The following is a 22,427-nucleotide window of genomic DNA, read 5'->3' as shown; positions in this document are numbered from 1 at the left end:
AGAAGGGATGATAACCATGATTAATCAAGAACGGATAACAAAGGAATTTATGGATCTTGTAAAGATCGATAGTGTAACCCAATATGAACAGCAAATTTGCGAAGTACTTAAAACAAAGTTTACGGAGCTTGGACTTGAAGTAAAGGAAGATGACACAAAAGAAGAAACAGGACACGGCGCAGGTAACTTGATTGTCACTTGGAAAGCACAAGGTGCGGATCAGGCTCCAAAACTGTTCTTTACTTGTCATATGGATACCGTCGCTCCAGGCGAAGGAATCAAACCACAGATCTCCGAAGATGGATTTATTCGCAGTGATGGGACAACGATTTTAGGTGCGGATGACAAAGCAGGTATCGCTGCTCTTTTTGAAGCAATTCGTGTAATAGAGGAGAATAACATTCCTCATGGTCAGATTCAGTTTGTAATTACGGTAGGTGAAGAATCGGGACTAATTGGGGCAAGAGCGATGAAGGCAGAGGATATTGACGCAGAATTCGGATTTGCACTTGATTCTAACGGTGAAGTTGGCGGAATCTGTGTTGCAGCTCCAGCGAGAGCACAAATTACAATGAAGATTATGGGTAAATCGGCTCACGCTGGCGTGAATCCGGAAGATGGAATCAGCGCGATTCAAGTTGCTGCCAAAGCAATTGCGGCGATGAAACTGGGACGTGTTGACCACGAAACAACAGCGAACATTGGAAGTTTCTCTGGAGCGGGACCACTGAATGTCGTATGTGACTATGCTGAAATTTTGGCTGAAGCACGGAGTATTGTTCAAAGTAAAGTGGAAAATCAAGTTGATCACATGAGAAACGCGCTGCAGGCTACTTGCGAGCAGTATGGGGCAAAAGCTGAGTTTGAAAGTGATATCGCTTATCCTGCTTTTAAATTAACGGATGAAGATGAGGTTGTAAAACTGGCAGCACGTGCGATTACAAGTGCGGGTCTAACACCAAAAACATTCCCTTCCGGCGGCGGAAGCGATGCGAATATATTCAATGGTTTTGGTATTCCAACCGTGAACCTTGCCCTCGGGTATGAAGATATTCATACGACAAATGAGCGAATAAAAGTAAGCAGTCTGGTGGATGCGGCGCGTGTCGTTGTATCGATCGTGAAAGAATCAGCAAAATTGTAATATAAAAAAACAGCATATAAAAAGGTCTGGGCATGCGTACGCACCAGACCTTTTTTGTAAATGAAAAATTGGAAACAGTTTTTTTATTTACTATTTCGAATGAAGGGTAATACATGTTGAGGCTTTCGAATGAGGTCGATGACCTGCATATCTGGTCCGTAATCTGACAACCAGTGTCTGAGCGTATTCATAATCTGGTGTGCCTGTCCGGTCATATATAGCGATTCATGGGTTTTATAGCTTTTCATCAGGGGCTCACTCCTAAATAAAGTCGTATAATACACCGTATGCCCAAGAAGTCTAATTTAATACTTATTGTTTGCTTATATTTATGAGGAGGTTTAACTATGAAGGAATCGATTATTCGTCAAAAGCATCCAAAACTTAATCATCCGGATTCGAATCCGGCTTTAGTGGAAACAACCGTATCCACAGAGACTATATTTGAGGGGAAAGTGGTTTCTCTTCACTTGGATACCGTAACCTTACCGAATGGTCAGACCGGAACAAGAGAAATTATTAGACACCCGGGAGCAGTTGCTGTTCTGGCAGTTCGAGGAGATCGTATGCTGGTTGTCGATCAGTATAGACAGGCGCTAGGAAGGACCGAGCTAGAAATCCCGGCAGGTAAGCTGGACCCAGGCGAAGACCCTGAGGAAGCGGCAAAAAGAGAGCTGAGAGAAGAAACGGGGTACCGTGCAAAATCCCTTGTGCCACTCCCTGCTTTTTACACCTCCCCTGGTTTTGCTGATGAGGTTATCTATCTATACATGGCTGAAGAGCTCGAAGCGGGCGAGATGGAACTAGATGAAGATGAGTTTCTCGAAGTATCGGAGGTCACTTTGGATGAAGCTTATTCACTGATTAAAGAAGGACGGATCAGCGATGCCAAGACGATTCTTGCAGTCTACGCATGGCACTTATATCAGCTGACAGGGAAGCTGTAAGATGAATCAGCAAGTTTCTGACAGTGCTCCATCGCTCCGTACGTTCTATGCAGATCTCCATATTCATATTGGCAGAACAAACAGAGGAGAAGCGGTGAAAATCAGCGGCAGCCGGAATCTAACTTTTCTTAACATTGCAAAAGAAGCGGCAACCCGCAAAGGAATTGAACTGATCGGTATTATTGACGCCCACGCTCCTGTAGTACAGCGTGATATTAGAGAAGCACTCGAATCTGGTGAGATGAGAGAAATACCGGGCGGAGGCATCGCGTATCAGAATACGGTGATTTTACTCGGGACAGAGCTTGAAGTGAGGGAACCTGGACGAAAAGAATCCCATTTCCTTGCTTATTTTCGGACGTTGTCAGACATGGAATCTTTTACCGCCTGGATTACCCCTTTTATGAAAAATGTGAATCTTAGTTCGCAGCGAGTGTACGTTCCTTTAAAGGAACTTCAAAAGGAAATTGTACGCCGTGGTGGACTGTTTATCCCTGCTCATGTGTTTACGCCCCATAAAGGCATTTATGGAAGCAGTGTATACCGGATGGAGGAAATTTTAGATGTAGCTGACGTAACAGCCATCGAACTTGGACTTAGTGCAGATTCAGAAATGGCGGGTTATATCAGCGAACTGGATCATATCCCCTTTTTGACAAATTCGGATGCCCATTCCCTTGGCAAAATCGGAAGAGAGTACAATAGTCTACGGCTTTCAGAGCCTTCATTTGATGAGTTTTGTTATGCTTTACAAAATAAAGACGGCCGCCGGATCGAAGCGAATTATGGTTTGAATCCGCTGCTTGGTAAATATCACCGTACTTACTGCGCCGCATGTAACAGTATTCTCGATGAAACCAAGGTCACTGGGGAGCGCTGCCCTTATTGTGGAAGCACCAAATTGATTCAAGGTGTACTTGATCGAATTTTAACCATTGCGGATCGTGAAGAGTCTTATATTCCACCTGGGCGGCCTGCTTATCAATATCAAGTACCACTGGAATTTATTCCGGGACTTGGCAAAGTGAAACTGCGTTTATTACTTGAAGCTTTCGGAAGTGAAATGGCAATCCTGCATCGTACGGAAGAAGCTGATTTATGTAATGTTGTTGGAGATGAACTTGCGAGGTACATTATTATGGCCAGAAGCGGTGAACTGCTGCTGAACTCTGGCGGCGGAGGAACCTACGGCAAAGTTTCGAGAACATGAATTCAGGTTCGGGTCATAGAATGAGAGAGAAATTCATAGAGTAGGGTATGTAACCAGAAAGGGGACGACCTCTCGCCATGCCATTTCTCAAACATACATTTAGAGACCAAACTCCACTTTATGTTTTTGTTGCTGTATTATTTCTGGTCGGGGTTATTTTCGGTGCATTAATGGTAGGAGCACTAACCCTGGATCAGCAGCAGGATCTTGCGGGTTATTTGGATAATTTTTTTGTCAGTATCCATCAAGGAAATGTAGATGAATCTCATTCTTTTTTTGACATTACCATGCTTCATTTGAAGTGGATTGGGCTTATCTTCATTCTTGGTTTATCCGTCATCGGTCTTCCAGGTATTCTGGTTTTGGACTTTTTAAAAGGGGTGCTAATCGGGTTTTCTGTTGGATATTTGGTTGCTCAGTATTCCTGGAAAGGGTTGCTGCTCGCCTTGCTGTCTATCGCTCCTCATAATTTGTTTTTAATCCCTGTCCTGATGATTAGCAGTGTGGCAGCAATTACCTTTTCGCTTCATATGATTCGCAGTCGTTTTTTTATGCAGCGAAACCAAAGTCTAAAAAGACCGCTCACCAGTTACATTACATTAACCCTGGCAATGGCCCTGCTTATGGTCGGAATCTCTTCCTTTGAGACCTTTGTAACTCCTGTGTTAATGCAGTGGGTAACCCCATTATTTATTAAGGTTTAAACCTGGGACCAAATCTCCCTTAAAACCCTGATACTGTTGACTTTATTTCGTAAGTGACCCTATAATAAACAAGTGGGTTTACGTACACGATGCAGTGATTTCCGAGGGGGAGGGATAATATGGAAGCACGGATCGACAAGATAAAACAACAGTTACAATCTCAAGGCTACAAACTAACGCCCCAACGGGAAGCGACAGTTCGAGTCTTGCTAGAGAATGAAGAAGACCATTTGAGCGCAGAAGATGTGTTCATGTTGGTTAAGGAAAAAGCTCCCGAAATCGGTCTGGCAACCGTATATCGAACCCTGGAACTGCTCAGTGAGCTGCATGTCGTTGAGAAGATAAATTTTGGTGACGGAGTAGCCCGTTATGATTTACGCGGTGACACAAGCAAGCACCATCATCACCATTTGATATGCGTTCAATGCGGCAGTATGGACGAAATACGAGAAGATTGGCTTGGGCCGCTTGAAGAAAGATTAGAGCGTGAGTTTAATTTTACGGTTCTAGATCACAGACTTGATTTTCAAGGAATCTGTTATCGTTGCAAAGACAAGAACGATCAGAAACCGAAGAACTGATATAAAGACAAGCATGAGCAAGCTCTCACCGAGTCAAGTTCGGGGGAGCTTTTTTAGCATGTTCACGTATAGGTAATAACAGGAATGAATTTCATAGTACATTGAATATAGAATATCGATAACTTCCTCTTTACGCCAGCCTAAAGGTGGTCATAGTCGGGTTGACAGTTTCATAGGCTGAATCATAGCCAAATTGTCATCGGGGAATACTACCCAAACCCTATATAGGACAACATTATGACTTTAGGAAAGGCGGAAGAAACTTATGGTATTTTCACTTCGTAAATGGCTTCGCATGGTTCGTTTATTTATCATCTTTGCTGCCCTTGTTTATATGTTTTATAATGTGTTCGATTTATTCTCAAACTGGATCACTCCTGTGGATCATTATAAGATTCCTGAGGGGAATGCACTGAAAGTATTTCATCCCGAAGAAGGAATTCAGCTTGCAGCCGAGAAAACAAACTTAATGAATCGTCTTCGTTTTTTTTATTGGTATGGTGAATAGAAGTGTGGCCTTGTTAACTTAAAAATTCAAAGGTAAGGAGCTGTAAGGAAAACGATGAGGAAGTATGTGCAGCCCTACATGGATTATTTGCAGGAGGATAAAGGGTCTTCTGTCAGTACGCTTGAGTCGTACAAACGTGATATTGAACAATTTATTGGGTATATGAATAGAGAACAGCATATGGATGCGGATGTGGAAGCGTCTGAGATTACACGTACACATATTGTACTGTATTTATCCTATCTTAAAAAAGAAGGGAAGGCGGCTTCAACCATTGCCCGAAATGTCGTTTCCCTTCGTTCTTTTTTTCATTATCTTATGTTTAAAGGCCTGGTTTCTAAAGATCCGACCTATCATCTGGATTCACCTAAAACAGAGAAAAACCCGCCTAAAATCCTTTCTATTTCAGAAGTGGACAGGCTTCTCAGCATTCCGGATCCCTCTGTGCCTTCGGGGCTTAGGGACAAAGCTATGCTAGAGCTTTTATATGCGACGGGAATTAAAGTTTCAGAGCTTGTTCATCTAAACGTAGAGGACCTAAATACCCAGCTCAAGTATGTTCGGACGGGAAGAGACAGTGCGAAAGAAAGGGTAATACCTGTGACAGGGATTGCGGCCAGGGCAACGACTGAATATCTGGAGTCGGCTCGCAGCAAACTACTAAGGGAACATACTGAGGAACAAGCTTTGTTTGTAAATACGAATGGTAGCCGGTTAACACGGCAAGGCATATGGAAAATGATAAAAAAGTACGCAGAAGAAGCGGGTCTCGCTGGCGAAGGAATTACACCGCATACGCTTAGACATTCTTTTGCTGCACATTTGCTGGAGAATGGTGCTGATTTAAGATCAGTGCAGGAAATGATGGGACATGCTGATATCTCGACTACTCAGATTTACAATCAAGTGGTCAAACGCAATATGAAAGATGTGTATGATCATTATCATCCCCGTGCCTGATGGATTTCCAGCACTATATGTATATTCAGATAAATTTTCGAATTAGGGAAGGGGCAATACATCATGACAAGCAGAGAATCACGGTTTAAACGGATTTGTTTCATAGTGCTGGATAGTGTAGGAATTGGAGAACAACCAGATGCGCCTAAGTTTGGTGATGCAGGTGCTCATACACTAGGTCATATTTTGGAACGAGTTCCGGGTACAAAGCTTCCCAACATGCAAAAATTAGGGCTTGGAAATATTGCTTCTATTCCTCCTTTGTCTCCTGCTGAAGCACCGGCAGGGTACTATGGAAAGATGAAAGAAGTATCTGCAGGTAAAGATACAATGACCGGACACTGGGAACTAATGGGGCTCAAAATTGAAACTCCGTTTAATACATATCCTGCCGGCTTCCCGCAAGATTTAATTACTGAATTCGAAAAACAGACAGGCCGTAAGGTTCTTTGTAATAAACCGGCTTCCGGTACGGAAGTGCTTGAGGAGTACGGTGAAGAGCAAATGAAGACAGGCGCTTGGATTGTATACACATCCGCAGACAGTGTATTCCAAATTGCTGCGCATGAAGACATTATTCCGGTAGAGGAGTTATTTAAAGCTTGCCGGATTGCTCGTAAACTTACGCTTGCTCCTGAACACTCTGTAGGGCGTGTAATTGCTCGTCCTTATGTGGGACAACCAGGTTCTTTCAAAAGAACGCCTAACCGGCACGATTACGCAGTAAAACCGCCAGAGCCAACGGTAATGAACTCTCTGCAAACTTCTGGCTATGATGTGATCGCAGTAGGAAAGATTAATGACATTTTCGATGGAGAAGGGGTAACCGCTTCTTATCCGTCTAAGAGCAATGAACATGGTATTGAACTAACTATTGAGCAATTAGGCAAGGATTTTAATGGACTTTTGTTTACGAATTTAGTAGAGTTTGATTCCTTGTACGGTCACCGTAGAGACCCGGAAGGCTATGCAGGTGCTCTTGAAGTATTTGATAAAGCTTTGCCAGAGATTATGGAGCGCATCGGTCCTGATGATCTGCTGATCATCTCTGCTGACCATGGTAATGATCCTGTACATGCAGGAACGGATCATACGAGAGAGTATGTACCGGTGCTGATCTATAGTCCATCTTTACAAACACCAGGAAAAAGCATCGGCGTAAGAGATACGTATTCCGATCTGGGTGCGACGATTGCTGATAATTTCGGTACGACAGCTCCACTGCATGGGGAGAGTTTTTTAAGGGAACTTATTTAAGGGGGACAACCAAGTTTATGACACAGCTAGCGCGAAGCAGCGTAGGGGAAGCAGCAACTTATATCCAATCAAAAACGAACATTATTCCTGAAATCGGGCTTATTCTTGGCTCAGGACTCGGCATTCTTGCTGAACTGATTGAAGATGCTATCGCAATTCCTTATGAAGATATTCCACATTTTCCGGTTTCCACTGTAGAAGGTCATGTTGGGGAATTATTGATTGGAACCATTCAGGGGCGTCCTGTAGTGATGATGAAAGGCCGTTTCCATATGTATGAAGGTTATGGTCCTGAAGTAACCGCCTTTCCGGTTCGAGTGATGAAAGCGATCGGTGTTCAAAAGATGCTTGTAACAAACGCAGCAGGAGGCGTTAACACGTCTTATACGCCTGGAGATCTGATGATTATATCAGATCATCTCAATATGACAGGCCGCAATCCGCTGATCGGACCCAATCATGATGATTTTGGAGTGCGTTTCCCTGATATGTCTGAAGCGTATAGTCTCAGACTCCGGAAGCTTGCTAAAGAAACGGCGGAGAAACAAGGTTTTGCGATGAAGGAAGGTGTATATGCTGGTCTTCTTGGTCCTAACTATGAGACACCGGCTGAAATCGTTATGTTACGGACACTAGGCGCGGATGCAGTAGGAATGTCTACGGTAGCTGAAGTCATTGTAGCTCGTCATGCAGGAATTGAAGTGCTCGGTATCTCATGCATTACAAATATGGCTGCAGGTATTCTTGAGCAGCCGTTATCTCATGAGGAAGTCATGGAAACAGCCGAAATGGTAAAAGAAAAATTTTTGAACCTGGTCATGTCGCTTATTCCACAAATGTAGATATGGTAAGGATCATAGCAACATAATTTTTAACTAAAGGGGAATGACAAACATGTCTCAAACTACAGGTAATCTGACAAAAGATTACGGTGCTCGCATTGAAGAAGCTGCAGCTTATATCAAACAAAAATTAGGCAAGTATGCTCCTAAGATTGGCCTGGTTTTAGGTTCCGGACTCGGTGACTTGGGTGACCAGATTGAAGATGCAGTCTATATTCCGTATAACGAAGTTCCTCATTTTCCTGAATCGACCGTTGCAGGACATGCGGGCCGGTTTGTTATTGGACAGCTTGAAGGAAAAGATGTAGTGATTATGCAAGGACGTTTTCATTACTATGAAGGTTATGATATGCGTACTGTTGTTCTTCCTGTTTATGTGATGGCACAGATCGGTGTAGAAACGCTGATGCTGACGAATGCAGCAGGCGGTATGAATCGGGGATTTAAAGCAGGAGATCTAATGTTAATTACAGATCACCTCAATATGACGGGAGCGAATCCCCTGATTGGTCCAAATGATTCGAAACTTGGCGTTCGATTCCCTGATATGTCTGCTGCCTATGATCCAGAATATCGTGCTCTTGCCAAAAAACTTTCGAAAGAAATTAAAGGTGAGGACGGTACGCATTTGGAATTGCAGGAAGGGGTATACTGCGGTATCAGCGGCCCAACGTATTCAACACCGAAAGAATCAACCATGTTTGCTCTTCTTGGGGGAGATGCAATTGGGATGTCTACCGTAGGTGAAGTGATTGCGGCAAGACATGCGGGTCTACGTGTACTGGGCATTTCTTGTATTACGGATATGGCAATTGGAGAAGAACTAGAACCTCTGACTCATGAGCAAGTAGTTGCTGTTGCAAATCGAACCAAACCGAAATTTATTGGTCTTGTACGTGCTTTTGTTCGTGAAGTGTAATCAAAGATTTACTGACTTTTTAAATACGGTAATAAGGTGTGGTCAAGCATATGAGAGCTGTGGATATAATACAGAAGAAGCGCGATGGGCATGAGTTGTCAGCAGAAGAAATTACGTTTCTAATCCAGGGTTACAGCCGCGGTGAGATACCGGATTATCAGATGTCGGCTTGGGCTATGGCGGTTTATTTCCAGGGTATGACGGCACAGGAGACAGGTCATCTTACGATGGAAATGGCGAAGTCAGGAGATCAAGTGGATCTATCCCCGATTCAGGGCATCAAAGTAGACAAACATTCTACGGGGGGCGTAGGAGACAAAACAACGATTGTACTTGCTCCGCTTGTTGCCGCGGCAGGTGTTCCTGTAGCTAAGATGTCAGGCCGAGGATTAGGTCATACCGGTGGTACCCTAGACAAGTTAGAATCGATCTCAGGCTTTACTATTGAGCTCACTAGAGACGAGTTTCTGAGTCAAGTGAATGAAGTGGGAGCAGCGGTTATTGGTCAGAGTGGAAATATGGCCCCTGCAGACAAAAAGTTATATGCTCTCAGGGATGTCACTTCGACGGTTAACTCTATTCCACTGATTGCAAGTTCAGTCATGAGCAAGAAGATCGCCGCAGGCGCTGATGCGATTGTACTGGACGTGAAGACAGGCAGCGGAGCTTTTATGAAAACACTGGATGATTCGATTCGTCTTGCAGAAGCGATGGTTGATATCGGAACTCATGTTGGTCGCGATACCGTTGCTGTAATCAGCGATATGGATCAGCCGCTTGGTTTTGGCATTGGTAATGCGCTGGAGATCAAGGAAGCAGTTGAAACCTTGCAAGGAAACGGACCGGAAGATCTTCAGGAAGTCAGTCTTATTTTGGCATCGCATATGTTGGTACTGGGCGGAAAAGCAAAGACCGTAGAAGAAGCACGTGTTGTGCTTGAAGAACTGCTGAAAAGCGGAGCGGCTTTTGATAAACTGAAACAAATGGTTGCTGCCCAGCATGGAGATGTAGGACAAATAGATGATCTAAGCAAACTTCCTGGAGCGAGCCGTACACTCGAGGTGAAAGCAGATACAAGCGGTTATGTGGCGAGTATCGAAGCAGAAGCGATCGGTATTGCTGCCATGCTGCTTGGTGCAGGGCGCGAGACAAAGGAATCTGTTATTGATTACGGAGTCGGCGTTACCCTTATGAAAAAAGTCAGCGATGAAGTAAAAGCAGGAGATACTCTTGCCGTTATGCACATCAATGAAGCAAGTGAATCAAAGGTACAGGAGGCGGAGAATAAGCTGAAACAGGCTTACAGCATTACAGATGCTGCCGTACCTAAACAACCCTTAATATATGCACTTGTTACAAAACATGGCGTAGAGCGATTCGTATAGCTTCGATAAGGCCGTATAGATCGCTATCAGACACCAAAAAGAAGCAGAAGTCCGTAAAAGGATATCTGCTTCTTTTTTCGTTTTTAATTACAAGGCTCTTCTATGGGTAGTTTTTCACTTTCCATTTGAATCGTGGAGTGGGAGATATGAAACTTTTGTTCTAGCAATGATTTTACTTCGATCAGCAGTTCATCTCGGTTCGCCTCTCCAGAGACTACTAAATGAACGGTAAGGGCCGGAAAGTCAGATGTAATAGACCAGCTATGAAGGTCATGAAGGCTGATAACCGAAGGAATTTTCAAAAGCTCTTCACGAACATCATCAAGGTCAATAAAATCAGGTTTTCCTTCCATTAGAACATGAACAGCATCTTTAGTAATTCGGTACCCGCTGATTAGGATCAGCACGGCAACGATTAAGCTCGCGATTGGATCAGCAATAGACCATCCAAAAAATATTATGAGCAGACCGGCTATAATGGCTCCAATCGAGCCAAGCAGATCGCCTATGACATGCAGGAAAGCACCTCGTAAATTCAAATTTCCTTTCACATCGCCGCCCGACATCAGGATAAAGGCTACAACAATATTAATAATAAGACCGATGACTGCTACAGCTAACATACCGCTGCTGGCTATTTCCGGCGGAGCAGAGAATCGCTGAACTGCTTCCCATACAATCGTAATGGAAATGATCAGCAAGGTTAAGCCATTCAGAAAAGCGGCCAAGATTTCAAAGCGTTTATACCCATATGTTTTGGATGAGCTGGCGGCTTTTTCTCCAATCTTAAAGGCAAATAAGGCAAGTCCCATTGCGATCGCATCGCTAAGCATATGTCCTGCGTCTGCAAGAAGAGCCAAACTGCCCGTATACAGACCGCCGATGACTTCGACAATCATAAATGCCGTAATCAGTAAAAAGGAAAGGAAGAGCGCCTTTTTATTGTTTGTATGGATGTGAGTGTGACCTCCACCGCCGCCATGAGAATGTCCGTGGTCATGGTCATGGTTATGGTGGTGGTGGTGGTGGTCTTCATGACGATGGGAATGATTATTTTTATGGTCTTGTGTATGCTGATGTTCTTTCATTTTTCATTGCCTCCATGTAAATAACAAAGATGTGATCTAGAGTCCATTCTCAAATGAATTATTGTCCTCGTATACTGTACCTTCTATTCCTTATTCTATGAAACAAGACAAGTGACTTGATACTTGATATTACCCCATACTTACCCGCGTTGAAGCCTGCCTTTGAGAGGGTTTTAAACTGACCATTAAAAAGAGTATAACAAAAAAGATACCAGGGACACCCTGATATCTTTAGTAAGTTATTGATCTTTCAAATTGATCGGTATCGTTATTTTTTCATTCAAATGATCTACAGTATACATGTAAACAAAGATATCTAATTGATCCGGCGCGAAATTTTCATAAACATCCATACTTTTATTGTTTCCTTCACCTCTAAAGTTCACAATGACCGGTTTTCCATAAATCTTTTCTTTACCGTCATAATAATAGGTTTGATTGATTCCTCCAAAAGTAGGATCCTGGCTGCTGGACTCTACATATAGCTGCTCATCTTTTAGATAATAAGTCCAATCTACCGTATATCCGCCGTATTTCGTTTGAAGATGCTGTGGTTTGGTTGAGATATTGGAAAGTCGGATAGACGTCTTTTCACTTCCTTTATGCTCGTCTACACGTTTCTTAGCCGTAAGAGAGATAGGCTGTTCGTGAAGAGAGGTAAGATCCATATGCATCATTTCAAAACGAAGCTCCGTTTTTTTGGATGGATTTGTATGATAATTGATACCGCCAGTTAATTGTTTTTCACCGATTTCAAGCTCGTAATCGATAAATGGTAAATGAGCATATTTTTCTTGATTGGTGATGATTAAACGAACTTCGGATGGAGTTACGATCATCTCCGTAATTTTGCTGCCTTCCAGCATTTCAGGTACAGGCAGGTCTAACTTTTCTCTGATTGTACTGTTTTCTAATTCGGATTTAGACAAGGTCAGATCCATTCCCCATTCGCCTGATGTACGTCCTGTCTCCCGTTCATAAGAGAGAGTGAAATGAGTTCCATCAGCAATAAGCTGCTTTTTGGTATAGATTTGTTCAGATACGGTTTCCTCCGAGCTAGCGCCTGGTATACCGTATACGTTTTTTGATCCTCTAACGATACTATTATTAGTATCCAGTACATTAAAGGTAGTCCAGGTACGCTCCCGCTGAGGCTGATCAAGCCCTTCAAAATGAACAGTAGTATTTAAAAGGGTATCTTTTTCGGACTGTTCAAAAGTCTCAATCCTAACGGTGCTAATCCCATCTTTCTTGACCTCAAACGTTTGTGTCTCCTGATTTGCTGGATTATAGGAGAGAGGTACCTCTGTTTTTTCTGTAAGGACTACATTCGTAATCGAAAAACGAAGATTTTCTCTCTTATGATTCAAAACATAATCGGTTTCAAAATAACCCTGATATTTACCGATCTCCGCATTCCATCTTTGATAGTAATTACCTGGGATTATCTGCCCATCTGAATTGAGTAGCTCGACTTTGTCGTAACTCAAAGTTTCCTCTTTATAAGATGTACCTGGATTCAGTGTGTACAAGAGTACAGTTCTGTTTTCATCGGAAAAAGCCGTATCGACCGTAAGTGTAATTCCATGATTACTAACAGACTGGTCAATCGTTTGTCCAAGACCCTGTTCCCATACCGAATGAATGCCCGCCTTATGAGAAAGTACATCTGTCCAATTATAATGAATGGCTGCATATACAGGAGTTGAGATCATAACTGCAGAGATCCCGGTAATCACTGCTGCTTTGCTTAGATTATTACGTTGAAACCACCTCATTTTTGAACCTTGTTGCCATTCTTTGTTTTGTTCAATCTTATTCCACATCAGGTCAAAATCCGGATAAGTGACAGAAGGAGCTTTCTTTATCGCTTCTCTAATCTTTTCATCTTCCATAGGCTTCAATAGGATTCTCTCCCTTCAGATAGTAGAAGTCTTCTTCTTGCAGTTTGTTTCTCATGATCTTTAAAGCTTTATGCAGTCTCGATTTCACCGTTCCGACAGGGATATGAAGAACATTTGCAATCTCTGTTGTTGTCAGATCGTTAACATACCTAAGCGTAATCACCACAAGAAGCTTGTCCGGGAGCTCTTTAAATAACTTTTGCCAATCGGCTGCAGTAGATTTTTCCTCGACAATCGTTTCCAGTGCTTTTGCAGAGGTTCTTGCTTCCTCATAAAGATGCCAAATTTGCAGTTGTTTTTCTCTTTTCTTTCGACTTTTTTTGAGTAGATTCAAGCAATGATTTGTAGTAATTCGCATGAGCCAAGCCTTTAAATAAACTACTTTTCGGAAGTCTCGTTGGAAAACGGTAACGAAAACATCGTGGCATGCGTCTTCGGCATCTTGTGCATTCTGAAGCAGAAAATAACAGGTTCGATAAATCTCTTTATTGTAGGTATTGAATAGTTCACGTTCTGTCATGGCCGTCACTCCTTTCGCCTGCTGATGTATATAAAACAAATAAGCTGCAAAAAAGGTTCATTTTACCGTTAATTATCATTCTTCCAATTCATTATGTAGGTCTTATTAAAACGAATAATCAAAGTCGAATTATTATTTTATCTCAGATAATGGAATAATTCCCAATTTTCCTGACGAGAATGTATAGCAGTATGACGCCACACATCAGTTAACTCAATAGATCGAAGAGGAGGATAAGGTACTTATGAAAAAAAGGATAAAATTACTAACCGCTCTTTTGTTGACATGCGCCATTATTGTTCCAGGTACCGCAACAGCCGAGGAGCCGATTAAAGAGCAAAATAATGTAATACCTCCCGTTGAACTTGCGGAAAATGCAATTTCGGCGGTACTGCTTGACGCAGACACAGGGACCATTATCTATGAAAAAAATGGACATGAGAAACTTCCTCCAGCGAGTATTACCAAAATCATGACGATGTTATTGGTCGTCGAAGCAATTGATGCTGGAAAATTGAAATGGACCGATAAAGTGCGGACAAGTGAATATGCTGCATCGATGGGCGGGTCACAAATCTTCCTTGAAGCTGGAGAAGAAATGACGGTAGATGATATGCTCAAAGGAATCGCTATGGCTTCAGGTAATGATGCATCCGTGGCCATGGCAGAGAAGCTGGCAGGGACGGAAGCGGCATTTGTTGAATTGATGAATAAACGTGCTAAAGAACTTGGGATGAACGATACTCATTTCGCAAACTGTAACGGGCTGCCTGTTGATAACCATTATTCATCTGCACATGATATTGCGATCATGAGCAGGGAATTGTTGAAACATAAAGACGTTACGAAATATACAGGAGCCTATCAGGACCACTTGCGTAAAGATTCCGAAAAACCATTTTGGCTCGTGAATACGAATAAACTGGTGCGGTTCTATCCGGGGGCCGATGGTCTCAAAACAGGTTATACATCAGAAGCTAAATTCTGTTTGTCTGCAACCGCTGTAAAAGACGGCATGCGGGTGGTAGCTGTGGTACTTGGCGAACCGAATACAAAAACAAGAAACAGTGAAGTTTCTAACATGATGGATTACGCATTTTCTCAGTATATGATGAAAACCATCTATAAAAAAGGTGACGTTATAGGCAAAGTGCAGATAGAAAAAGGGAACATCAAAGAGATTGAAATCATTGCCGACACACCTTACAGCGTCCTCATGAAAAGAGGAGCATCGGATGAAACGACTCAGCAGCTGACCATTCCAGCAGAGATTAAAGCTCCTATTGCCAAAGGTCAGGTTTTAGGAAAATTAATTGTTTCACAAGATAACAAGGTATTGAAAGAATTTGAGATTAAGGCAGCGGTGGATGTGGAGAAAGCAGGTTTCTGGAAGCTGTTTAAACGGACTACCTCTGATCTTTTTCGCTAAAAAAAGTACTTTTGTAGATTCATGAGAGTTTTCTTCTAGTTTTGTCGGGGGGCAGGAAACCATTTTACAGATGTAGAAATGGTTGGCTATGACAGGGAGGAGAGTGAGCAAGCATGAATTTGCAAGTGAACATGGAGCACGATCGCGGGGTACTCATTGTCCGGCTTACAGGAGAGCTAGATCATCACACGGCAGATGTCGTTCGTATGCAGATGGATGAAGCGATTCAGAAGCAACAGTGCAAGCATCTCGTACTTAGTTTACAAGATCTTCAGTTTATGGACAGTTCGGGTCTCGGTGTAATTCTAGGACGCTATAAACTGATCCATCATAAAGGCGGGAAAATGGTGATTTCAGGCGCTAATCCAGCGGTTCACCGTTTGCTTGATATGTCGGGCTTGTTCAAAATAATGCCGGTTTTTGATAATGAGGGAAGTGCCCTCTCGGGTCTGGAGGTAGTTTCATGAAACCAGGACAATCGAATTTTATGAACTTGCAGTTCTCTGCAAAGTCGGAAAATGAATCTTTTGCTCGCGTGGCAGTTGCTGCCTTTATTTCACAACTTGATCCAACGATGGATGAACTGAGTGATCTGAAGACAGTGGTATCGGAAGCGGTAACCAATAGTATTATCCATGGTTATCACAGTGATGAGAGCGGTGTAGTTACGATTAGGGCTGAGATCCTTAACGATACCATTACCCTGGTTATTGAAGATAACGGACACGGAATAGAGGATCTCGAAATGGCTAAGCAGCCGCTTTATACTTCTAAACCGGAGCTGGAACGTTCAGGGATGGGCTTTACGATTATGGAAAACTTCATGGACGAATTTGAAGTGTCAAGCGAGCTTGGACGCGGGACTTCAATCCTCATGAAGAAGAGGATAGAATCCAAGAAAGCACTGTATAATTAGGGGTTGGACCTATGGAAGCAGAAACGAAACATAAAACACACACGTATCTAGAAGATGCGGAAGTCAAACGCCTCATTGCTCTCTCCCAAAGCGGGGACAATGTGGCCAGAGACACGCTTGTCAATTGTAACATACGTCTTGTGTGGTCCGTCGTACAGCGGTTTATGAACCGAGGATACGAGCCTGAGGATCTGTTTCAGATCGGCTGCATCGGGCTGCTGAAATCTGTAGATAAATTTGATCTCAGCTACGACGTCAAGTTCTCTACGTATGCAGTGCCAATGATCATTGGCGAAATTCAAAGGTTCCTAAGAGATGATGGAACCATCAAGGTAAGCCGGTCACTTAAGGAGACAGCGAACAAAGTTCGTAAAAAGAAAGACGAACTCTCTAAATATTTAGACCGGTTGCCGACAATTAAAGAAGTGGCAGAGGCCTTGGAGATTACACCAGAGGAAGTAGTTTTCGCACAGGAGGCAAACAAGCCTCCAACTTCCATTCATGAGACCGTATTTGAGAATGATGGGGATCCGATTACCTTAATGGATCAGATTGCTGACGAATCTCAGGAGCGCTGGTTTGATAAACTCGCGCTGAACGAAGCGATTGGAAACTTGTCTGAGCGAGAACGCCTGATTGTGTATCTCAGATATTATCGGGATCAGACTCAGTCCGAAGTAGCTACAAGACTTGGTATTTCTCAAGTGCAAGTATCCAGATTAGAGAAGAAAATCCTTCAGGTCATTCGTGATCAGATTGCGCAGTAACTGGCGCAAGAAGACACTGATTTGTGTATGTAAGCGAATAGTAAATTCATGTAACAACGATAATAAGTGAATAAGAATAGACCCTATCCTATGTTTAGGATGGGGTCTTTTTGTGATGTGATTTTCTAAGAACCGAATTACATTCCTGATTGATGGAATAAATAAGAGTCTAAATCTCCATACTATGTCTAATTTCGCAGTATAAGGAGTGACGTCAGGATGAATGGAACATCCACTCCTGTAGTGTATGTTCGGCTGCACAGCCGAATTAAAATAAAGATGGGCAGTACACTCCAAATTAAGCATGTTGCTAATATTTTGAGTGATCCGCCAGAGTATGAGAATAAATTGCGGGAAACCGTTCTGGTACATACGGAAAAGAAGGATGGGACATTGTTACTTGTCGATGTGCTTCCTCTTATTGCGCGGATTAAACAAGTTGTTCCGAGGGCTCAGGTGGAGACGCTTGGGAGCAGCCATACCTTGGTCGAATTGCTGCCCCATGAGAAGCCTCCTTCCAAATCTCTTTTCATTTTGGTTTGGCTTTTGCTGTTTTTTGGATCAGCTCTGACGATTATGAATTTTCACGCTGACGTTAATATGAAAGAGGTTCATGTTCGTGTTGTTGAGATGCTTACTGGATATAGGGATGAGAATCCTTACATGTTTCAGATTGCTTACTCCATCGGGATCGGCTTTGGTATGGCTGTGTTTTTTAATCACTTATTTAAGAAAAAATGGAACGATGAGCCTACCCCGCTAGAAGTGGAAATGTATCTATATCAACAGAATGTAGACCAATACGCAATCAGTGAGGAATACGAACGAATTAAATCCACGATCAGCGCAGATAACTTTAGCGGCAGGGATTCGCCATGACTGTACTTGATGGCGTCATAATTATGTTCCTCGGTGTCGCCAGTGGTATTGCGGTCGGGAGTGGTGTGATAGCCCTGTTTATCGTACTGGATATCATTCCGCGTCTCGCACAATTGACTCGATCATACAACAAGGCACATGCATATGAAGTTGCAATGATATCCGGCTCTCTGATCGGAACGGTAGCTGATTTTTGGCATTTGAAAATAAAATTATTGCCGATTGCAGCTATTTTTGTGGGGTTACTATGCGGTGTATTTATTGGACTGCTTGCAGCTGCATTAACCGAAGTGCTCAATGTACTTCCTATCTTAGCGAAAAGGCTGGGAATGAAACCGTACCTATTTGGATTACTCATGGCTATGGTTTTTGGAAAAGTAGCAGGTTCATTATTTGATTGGTTTGTATTTGATAAATAAAGGAGGACCTGATTATGCCGGAAGATAAAGATAAAATGAAAGAAGCGGAACTCAAAAAGAAACAGCAGAATGAGGAGTCAGATTCGATCGAGGAGTCCATTATTTACTGGCAGGGCAAAGATACCGTGCTTCCTGAATTTGATAAGCTCAAGGAAACGTTTAAGTATGTGATGGGACTTGGAGAAAGTTTTGATATTAACTTCCGGGAGATGACTTTTGGAGGAAGACATACGGGATTATTATTCGTTACAGGTCTTTCAAAAGACGTTGTTCTAACGGAAATATTAGAGAGGTTATCCTATGTCAATCCAAGAGGAATGAACGTGGATGCCGCAGAAGATTTTTTTGAGTATTACATTCCTCATATCCAAGTAACAAAATATACAGAGCTTAGTAAAATCTTTATTCAGGTTATGAGCGGAATGAGTGCATTCTTTATTGAGGGGGAAGAAACAGCACTCGTCATCGATACCCGAAGTTATCCGGCTCGTAATCCCGAGGAACCGTCACTAGAAAAAGTGGTCCGCGGATCAAGAGATGGATTTACAGAAACGCTCCTTAGTAACGTTGCTCTCGTCCGCAGAAGACTGCGTGACCCAGGACTCAAGCTAGAACTGCTCCAAGTTGGACGCAGGACGAAAACAGATGTATGTATTGCCTACATTGATGACATTGTTGATAAAGTTCAGGTAGACAGTATCCGTAAAAAGATTGAAAAGATAGACATTGACGGTATTCCGCTAGCAGATAAACAGCTAGAAGAAGCCATTATTAATAAAGGATGGAATCCCTATCCCTTAGTTCGATACTCGGAACGGCCTGATACGGTATCTTCGCACTTGCTGGAGGGCAGGATTGTGGTTTTCGTAGATACATCTCCGAGCGTTATGATTATGCCTACGACCTACTTTGATCTATGTCAGCACGCCGAAGAGAACAGACAAACTCCATTTATGGGAACCTATTTGCGGTTAGTTCGTTTTTTAGGGATCTTTGCCTCTTTATTCTTGCTTCCTCTATGGATGTTATTTGTTATTGAGCCCAGTTTGAAACCAGAGGGAATGGAGTTTATTGGTCCCCAAGAAAATGTGAAACTGCCGATCATTATGCAATTTCTGATTGTTGAACTAGGGATCGATCTGATGCGGATGGCAGCTGTACATACTCCTACTCCGCTGGCCTCAGCGATGGGGCTGATTGCTGCAATTCTCATTGGAGACGTCGCGGTAAAAACAGGCCTTTTTGTTAATGAAGTCCTACTTTACATGGCAGTTGCAGCAATAGGGATGTTTGCTACACCAAGTTATGAACTCGGTCTTGCGAACCGAATGATCAGGCTCATTTTACTTGTTCTCGTTGCTGCATTCAAAGTTCCGGGACTTATTATAGGAACAACCGTCATTATTTTGATGCTTGTCCTCCATCGTTCTTATAATTCAGCGTATCTGTGGCCATTTATACCTTTTAATGCAAAGGCTATGATGGAAACATTTATACGTTCGCCGCTGCTCAAATCTAAAAAGAGACCATCATTCAATAAGCCGCGAGATAATACACGGCAACCGGTGAAGAAAAAGTAAGGTTTAGCAGTGTGAATTAAAATACAAATGATGTGCCGATTAATCCATATATACGTAAAGCCAAATTCTGCTATACTGATGTAAAATTAGATGGAATCATTCCAGGAAAAGCGAGGAATTGCCAATAATGTATTTACACGGTACTAGCAAAATTAATGCTTTAGGTCATCTTGAAATCGGTGGCTGCGATACGGTTGAACTTAAAAAAGAATATGGAACACCGCTATACATCGTAGACGAGCAATTGATTCGTCAGCGTGCAAGAGAGTATATGGATGCATTCAAAGCATCAGGACTCACCTTTCAAGTAGCCTATGCAAGCAAAGCTTTCAGTGTAAAAGCAATGTGCACGCTTGTGGAACAGGAAGGTCTTTCTCTGGATGTGGTTTCAGATGGAGAACTTTATACCGCAATGCAAGCGGGTTTCCCGGCAGAACGTATTCATTTCCATGGAAACAATAAAACACCTGACGAAATTGAAATGGCACTGGATGCAAAGATTGGTTGTTTTGTGGTAGATAACTTTACTGAGATTCATCTCTTGCAAGCCATGGCAGCAGAGAAGAATCAAACCGTGAAAATTTTGCTGCGGATTACTCCTGGTGTTGAAGCACATACACATGAATATATTTCTACAGGACAAACGGATTCAAAATTTGGATTTGATATCGGTAATGGATCTGCTTTTGAAGCCATTGAACTGGCAAGTAAGCAGTCTCATTTACAGCTCCTTGGAGTACATTCTCATATTGGTTCTCAGATCTTCGAAGTGGAAGGTTTCCAGATGGCAGTAGAGCGTGTAGCTGGATTTGCCAGAGAAGTAAAGGAGAAGCTTGGACTTACATTCCAGGTAGTTAATCTTGGCGGTGGATTTGGAATCCGTTATGTAGAGGGAGATACACCTTTAGAAGTATCACAGTACGTTAAAGCGATAACGGATGGTGTTAAAAATCATTTTGCCGGTATTGGAGAAGAACTCCCTGAAATCTGGGTGGAACCAGGTCGCAGTCTTGTCGGGGAAGCAGGAACTACACTGTATACAGTAGGTACAAGTAAAGATATTCCTGGTGTTCGTAAATATGTTGCTGTCGATGGCGGAATGTCAGATAATCCACGTCCTGCATTATATGAATCCCAGTATGAAGCTATGCTTGCTAACCGGGCGAACGAACCCGCAGCCGAGACGGTATCCATTGCAGGGAAAGCTTGTGAGAGTGGAGATATGCTGATATGGGATTTGGCGCTGCCAAAAGTGGAAACAGGAGATCTCTTAGCTGTAGCTTGTACGGGTGCCTATAACTATTCAATGGCAAGCAATTATAACCGGATCCGCCGACCCGCTGTTGTTTTTGTACAGGATGGACAAAGCGATTTGGTTGTTCGTAGAGAGAGCCACGAAGATATCGTTCGAAACGATCTAATTCCCGCACGTATGAATAAGCAAACGGTGAATTCATAGTTCAGGTGGATCATTAGAGAGAGCTGAAAAGCTCTCTTTTTTTGTATTATGTGCTTGTCACACCTTTAAATGAACAGGTTTACCTGAGATTACAGGTAGAGTTAAGAGATGAAAACTTTAGCGTATTGCTTTGGGTATGATAACAAATTAAAATAATTACGATAACAGAGGAGATTGATAATGATGAAACAAGAAATGAATAAAGTTAAGGTATACCTTGCTAGTCCGTTTTTTAATGAGGAACAAGTAGACAGAGTGCAGAGAGTTGAGAAAGCACTGGAGAGTAATCCTTATGTAGGAGAGTACTTCTCTCCAAGACTTGAGCAGCTAACACATCTAACCATGTATACAGCAGAGTGGGCAGATGCAGTTTACCGTAATGATGTTAAGCATGTTGATTGGGCTGATGTTGTAGTTGCAGTGATTGATTATGAAGGAGAGACTGAGCTGCATGGTGCAAGACATGGACATGTTGACAGTGGTACAGCCTTTGAGATTGGATATGCAATTGCTAAAGGTAAGCCTGTTATTATTATTCATGAAAAGTCAGGTGTTGTTAACTTGATGATTAGCCAAAGTTGTCATGCTTACCTGGAATCTGCTGAGGCAGTTGCGGATTATAACTTTATCAACATGCCTAAGATGCCTTTCACTGGAGATGTAATGTAATAATGCCAATGTTGTTCACACCATTAGCCCTAACGTTGCAAGGAAGCTAGGTATTAGCCTCCTGCAATGTATAGGTAATAGAAGTAGGTAAAGGGCATGGTTCTTCTTTTTCTTACTCAAGGGAGCTGTTAGGCTCTCTTTTTTATTATGGCTTTAGCCAGTTGAGTGCGTGAAACGCGCGAAACAAAAAACCACCCGCTATGCGGGTGGAGGAATCAAAGGTTTGACCACTAAGACCATTCCGATAGAATTGAGATGTTCAGGCTCAAAGAAAGGAATGGTCTTAGATGGCAAACAAGAGCTACAGCCTAGCTCACACAAAGTGGATGTGCAAATACCA

Annotated in this window: 24 protein-coding genes; 20 read left to right on the top strand and 4 right to left on the bottom strand. The window is 42.6% G+C overall.

The window, feature by feature from the left end:
• Window positions 1–7: 7 nt before the first annotated feature.
• Entirely contained in the window at window positions 8–1,144 is a 1,137-nt protein-coding gene (locus PV403_RS16315; RefSeq protein ID WP_332085286.1) for a M20/M25/M40 family metallo-hydrolase, read from the top strand.
• 83 nt (window positions 1,145–1,227) lie between these two features.
• Here PV403_RS16315 and PV403_RS16310 read toward each other — a convergent pair whose 3' ends face one another.
• Entirely contained in the window at window positions 1,228–1,392 is a 165-nt protein-coding gene (locus PV403_RS16310; protein WP_213529689.1) for a Z-ring formation inhibitor MciZ, read from the bottom strand.
• Between the two features lie 99 nt (window positions 1,393–1,491).
• Between PV403_RS16310 and PV403_RS16305 the strand changes: the two genes are divergently transcribed.
• From PV403_RS16305 to PV403_RS16260, 10 genes are all read left to right on the top strand, one after another.
• Entirely contained in the window at window positions 1,492–2,091 is a 600-nt protein-coding gene (locus PV403_RS16305; protein ID WP_332085285.1) for an NUDIX hydrolase, read from the top strand.
• A 1-nt stretch (window position 2,092) separates the two neighbouring features.
• Window positions 2,093–3,301: an endonuclease Q family protein gene (locus tag PV403_RS16300; protein WP_332085284.1), complete on the top strand. Its 1,209-nt coding sequence runs from the start codon at window positions 2,093–2,095 to the stop codon at window positions 3,299–3,301.
• A gap of 77 nt (window positions 3,302–3,378) precedes the next feature.
• A complete protein-coding gene (spoIIM, locus tag PV403_RS16295) occupies window positions 3,379–4,005 on the top strand; it encodes a stage II sporulation protein M (RefSeq protein WP_332085282.1) in 627 nt (208 codons plus the stop codon).
• A 119-nt stretch (window positions 4,006–4,124) separates the two neighbouring features.
• Window positions 4,125–4,586: a ferric iron uptake transcriptional regulator gene (gene fur / locus PV403_RS16290; protein WP_213529680.1), complete on the top strand. Its 462-nt coding sequence runs from the start codon at window positions 4,125–4,127 to the stop codon at window positions 4,584–4,586.
• A gap of 265 nt (window positions 4,587–4,851) precedes the next feature.
• Window positions 4,852–5,094: a DUF4227 family protein gene (locus PV403_RS16285; protein ID WP_191799186.1), complete on the top strand. Its 243-nt coding sequence runs from the start codon at window positions 4,852–4,854 to the stop codon at window positions 5,092–5,094.
• A 54-nt stretch (window positions 5,095–5,148) separates the two neighbouring features.
• The gene (gene xerD / locus PV403_RS16280) at window positions 5,149–6,054 is read left to right on the top strand and encodes a site-specific tyrosine recombinase XerD (RefSeq protein ID WP_213529675.1); all 906 of its coding nucleotides are present in this window, start codon (window positions 5,149–5,151) and stop codon (window positions 6,052–6,054) included.
• A 63-nt stretch (window positions 6,055–6,117) separates the two neighbouring features.
• Window positions 6,118–7,311: a phosphopentomutase gene (deoB, locus tag PV403_RS16275; protein ID WP_332085281.1), complete on the top strand. Its 1,194-nt coding sequence runs from the start codon at window positions 6,118–6,120 to the stop codon at window positions 7,309–7,311.
• Between the two features lie 17 nt (window positions 7,312–7,328).
• Window positions 7,329–8,153: a purine-nucleoside phosphorylase gene (locus PV403_RS16270; protein WP_213529671.1), complete on the top strand. Its 825-nt coding sequence runs from the start codon at window positions 7,329–7,331 to the stop codon at window positions 8,151–8,153.
• 52 nt (window positions 8,154–8,205) lie between these two features.
• On the top strand, window positions 8,206–9,072 hold the full coding sequence (locus tag PV403_RS16265) for a purine-nucleoside phosphorylase (RefSeq protein ID WP_213529669.1): 867 nt from the start codon (window positions 8,206–8,208) through the stop codon (window positions 9,070–9,072).
• A 50-nt stretch (window positions 9,073–9,122) separates the two neighbouring features.
• Window positions 9,123–10,457: a pyrimidine-nucleoside phosphorylase gene (locus PV403_RS16260; RefSeq protein WP_213529667.1), complete on the top strand. Its 1,335-nt coding sequence runs from the start codon at window positions 9,123–9,125 to the stop codon at window positions 10,455–10,457.
• A gap of 83 nt (window positions 10,458–10,540) precedes the next feature.
• On the opposite strand, the gene PV403_RS16255 is transcribed toward PV403_RS16260, so the two are convergent.
• The 3 genes from PV403_RS16255 to PV403_RS16245 all read right to left on the bottom strand — a co-directional run bounded on the left by PV403_RS16255 (window position 10,541) and on the right by PV403_RS16245 (window position 13,969).
• Window positions 10,541–11,545, bottom strand: a complete 1,005-nt coding sequence (locus PV403_RS16255; RefSeq protein ID WP_332085280.1) for a cation diffusion facilitator family transporter — start codon at window positions 11,543–11,545, stop codon at window positions 10,541–10,543.
• Window positions 11,546–11,784: 239 nt separating this feature from the next.
• Window positions 11,785–13,440: a DUF4179 domain-containing protein gene (locus tag PV403_RS16250; protein WP_332085390.1), complete on the bottom strand. Its 1,656-nt coding sequence runs from the start codon at window positions 13,438–13,440 to the stop codon at window positions 11,785–11,787.
• Window positions 13,430–13,969, bottom strand: coding sequence for an RNA polymerase sigma factor (locus PV403_RS16245; RefSeq protein WP_213529662.1), 540 nt, complete (start codon window positions 13,967–13,969; stop codon window positions 13,430–13,432). The genes PV403_RS16250 and PV403_RS16245 overlap by 11 nt, the downstream gene beginning before the upstream one ends.
• A gap of 244 nt (window positions 13,970–14,213) precedes the next feature.
• Here PV403_RS16245 and PV403_RS16240 point away from each other — a divergent pair, with 244 nt between their 5' ends.
• From PV403_RS16240 to PV403_RS16200, 9 genes are all read left to right on the top strand, one after another.
• Window positions 14,214–15,398, top strand: a complete 1,185-nt coding sequence (locus PV403_RS16240; protein WP_213529660.1) for a D-alanyl-D-alanine carboxypeptidase family protein — start codon at window positions 14,214–14,216, stop codon at window positions 15,396–15,398.
• Window positions 15,399–15,511: 113 nt separating this feature from the next.
• On the top strand, window positions 15,512–15,865 hold the full coding sequence (gene spoIIAA, locus PV403_RS16235) for an anti-sigma F factor antagonist (protein ID WP_213529658.1): 354 nt from the start codon (window positions 15,512–15,514) through the stop codon (window positions 15,863–15,865).
• Entirely contained in the window at window positions 15,862–16,314 is a 453-nt protein-coding gene (gene spoIIAB, locus PV403_RS16230; RefSeq protein WP_160033371.1) for an anti-sigma F factor, read from the top strand. Before spoIIAA ends, spoIIAB begins: the two co-directional genes overlap by 4 nt.
• 11 nt (window positions 16,315–16,325) lie before the next feature.
• A complete protein-coding gene (gene sigF / locus PV403_RS16225; RefSeq protein WP_213529654.1) occupies window positions 16,326–17,081 on the top strand; it encodes an RNA polymerase sporulation sigma factor SigF in 756 nt (251 codons plus the stop codon).
• Window positions 17,082–17,300: 219 nt separating this feature from the next.
• Window positions 17,301–17,960 (top strand): stage V sporulation protein AA, encoded by a 660-nt coding sequence (locus PV403_RS16220; protein ID WP_213529652.1) that lies wholly within the window; start codon window positions 17,301–17,303, stop codon window positions 17,958–17,960.
• Entirely contained in the window at window positions 17,957–18,379 is a 423-nt protein-coding gene (locus PV403_RS16215; protein ID WP_213529650.1) for a stage V sporulation protein AB, read from the top strand. Before PV403_RS16220 ends, PV403_RS16215 begins: the two co-directional genes overlap by 4 nt.
• 14 nt (window positions 18,380–18,393) lie before the next feature.
• Entirely contained in the window at window positions 18,394–19,959 is a 1,566-nt protein-coding gene (locus PV403_RS16210) for a spore germination protein (RefSeq protein WP_213529647.1), read from the top strand.
• Between the two features lie 127 nt (window positions 19,960–20,086).
• Entirely contained in the window at window positions 20,087–21,418 is a 1,332-nt protein-coding gene (gene lysA, locus PV403_RS16205) for a diaminopimelate decarboxylase (RefSeq protein ID WP_213529645.1), read from the top strand.
• A 180-nt stretch (window positions 21,419–21,598) separates the two neighbouring features.
• Window positions 21,599–22,087 (top strand): nucleoside 2-deoxyribosyltransferase, encoded by a 489-nt coding sequence (locus PV403_RS16200; RefSeq protein WP_332085277.1) that lies wholly within the window; start codon window positions 21,599–21,601, stop codon window positions 22,085–22,087.
• Window positions 22,088–22,427 lie beyond the last annotated feature (340 nt).

The organism is Paenibacillus sp. GYB006, from assembly GCF_036577645.1.
Classification (GTDB): Bacteria; Bacillota; Bacilli; order Paenibacillales; family Paenibacillaceae; genus Paenibacillus.
Note: the sequence above shows the minus strand (reverse complement) of the source record. Positions and strands in the feature narration are given on the sequence as shown.

Bases quoted from the DNA above. Each gene is read 5' to 3' on its own strand.
- PV403_RS16310 (WP_213529689.1), bottom strand. From the start codon at position 1,392: ATGAAAAGCTATAAAACCCATGAATCGCTATATATGACCGGACAGGCA.
- PV403_RS16250 (WP_332085390.1), bottom strand. From the start codon at position 13,440: ATGGAAGATGAAAAGATTAGAGAAGCGATAAAGAAAGCTCCTTCTGTC.
- PV403_RS16265 (WP_213529669.1), top strand. From the start codon at position 8,206: ATGTCTCAAACTACAGGTAATCTGACAAAAGATTACGGTGCTCGCATT.
- PV403_RS16285 (WP_191799186.1), top strand. From the start codon at position 4,852: ATGGTATTTTCACTTCGTAAATGGCTTCGCATGGTTCGTTTATTTATC.
- fur (WP_213529680.1), top strand. From the start codon at position 4,125: ATGGAAGCACGGATCGACAAGATAAAACAACAGTTACAATCTCAAGGC.
- xerD (WP_213529675.1), top strand. From the start codon at position 5,149: ATGAGGAAGTATGTGCAGCCCTACATGGATTATTTGCAGGAGGATAAA.
- PV403_RS16240 (WP_213529660.1), top strand. From the start codon at position 14,214: ATGAAAAAAAGGATAAAATTACTAACCGCTCTTTTGTTGACATGCGCC.
- sigF (WP_213529654.1), top strand. From the start codon at position 16,326: ATGGAAGCAGAAACGAAACATAAAACACACACGTATCTAGAAGATGCG.
- spoIIAB (WP_160033371.1), top strand. From the start codon at position 15,862: ATGAAACCAGGACAATCGAATTTTATGAACTTGCAGTTCTCTGCAAAG.
- PV403_RS16260 (WP_213529667.1), top strand. From the start codon at position 9,123: ATGAGAGCTGTGGATATAATACAGAAGAAGCGCGATGGGCATGAGTTG.
- PV403_RS16315 (WP_332085286.1), top strand. From the start codon at position 8: ATGATAACCATGATTAATCAAGAACGGATAACAAAGGAATTTATGGAT.
- PV403_RS16210 (WP_213529647.1), top strand. From the start codon at position 18,394: ATGCCGGAAGATAAAGATAAAATGAAAGAAGCGGAACTCAAAAAGAAA.
- PV403_RS16255 (WP_332085280.1), bottom strand. From the start codon at position 11,545: ATGAAAGAACATCAGCATACACAAGACCATAAAAATAATCATTCCCAT.
- PV403_RS16200 (WP_332085277.1), top strand. From the start codon at position 21,599: ATGATGAAACAAGAAATGAATAAAGTTAAGGTATACCTTGCTAGTCCG.
- spoIIAA (WP_213529658.1), top strand. From the start codon at position 15,512: ATGAATTTGCAAGTGAACATGGAGCACGATCGCGGGGTACTCATTGTC.
- lysA (WP_213529645.1), top strand. From the start codon at position 20,087: ATGTATTTACACGGTACTAGCAAAATTAATGCTTTAGGTCATCTTGAA.
- PV403_RS16300 (WP_332085284.1), top strand. From the start codon at position 2,093: ATGAATCAGCAAGTTTCTGACAGTGCTCCATCGCTCCGTACGTTCTAT.
- PV403_RS16305 (WP_332085285.1), top strand. From the start codon at position 1,492: ATGAAGGAATCGATTATTCGTCAAAAGCATCCAAAACTTAATCATCCG.
- PV403_RS16220 (WP_213529652.1), top strand. From the start codon at position 17,301: ATGAATGGAACATCCACTCCTGTAGTGTATGTTCGGCTGCACAGCCGA.
- spoIIM (WP_332085282.1), top strand. From the start codon at position 3,379: ATGCCATTTCTCAAACATACATTTAGAGACCAAACTCCACTTTATGTT.
- PV403_RS16215 (WP_213529650.1), top strand. From the start codon at position 17,957: ATGACTGTACTTGATGGCGTCATAATTATGTTCCTCGGTGTCGCCAGT.
- PV403_RS16245 (WP_213529662.1), bottom strand. From the start codon at position 13,969: ATGACAGAACGTGAACTATTCAATACCTACAATAAAGAGATTTATCGA.
- PV403_RS16270 (WP_213529671.1), top strand. From the start codon at position 7,329: ATGACACAGCTAGCGCGAAGCAGCGTAGGGGAAGCAGCAACTTATATC.
- deoB (WP_332085281.1), top strand. From the start codon at position 6,118: ATGACAAGCAGAGAATCACGGTTTAAACGGATTTGTTTCATAGTGCTG.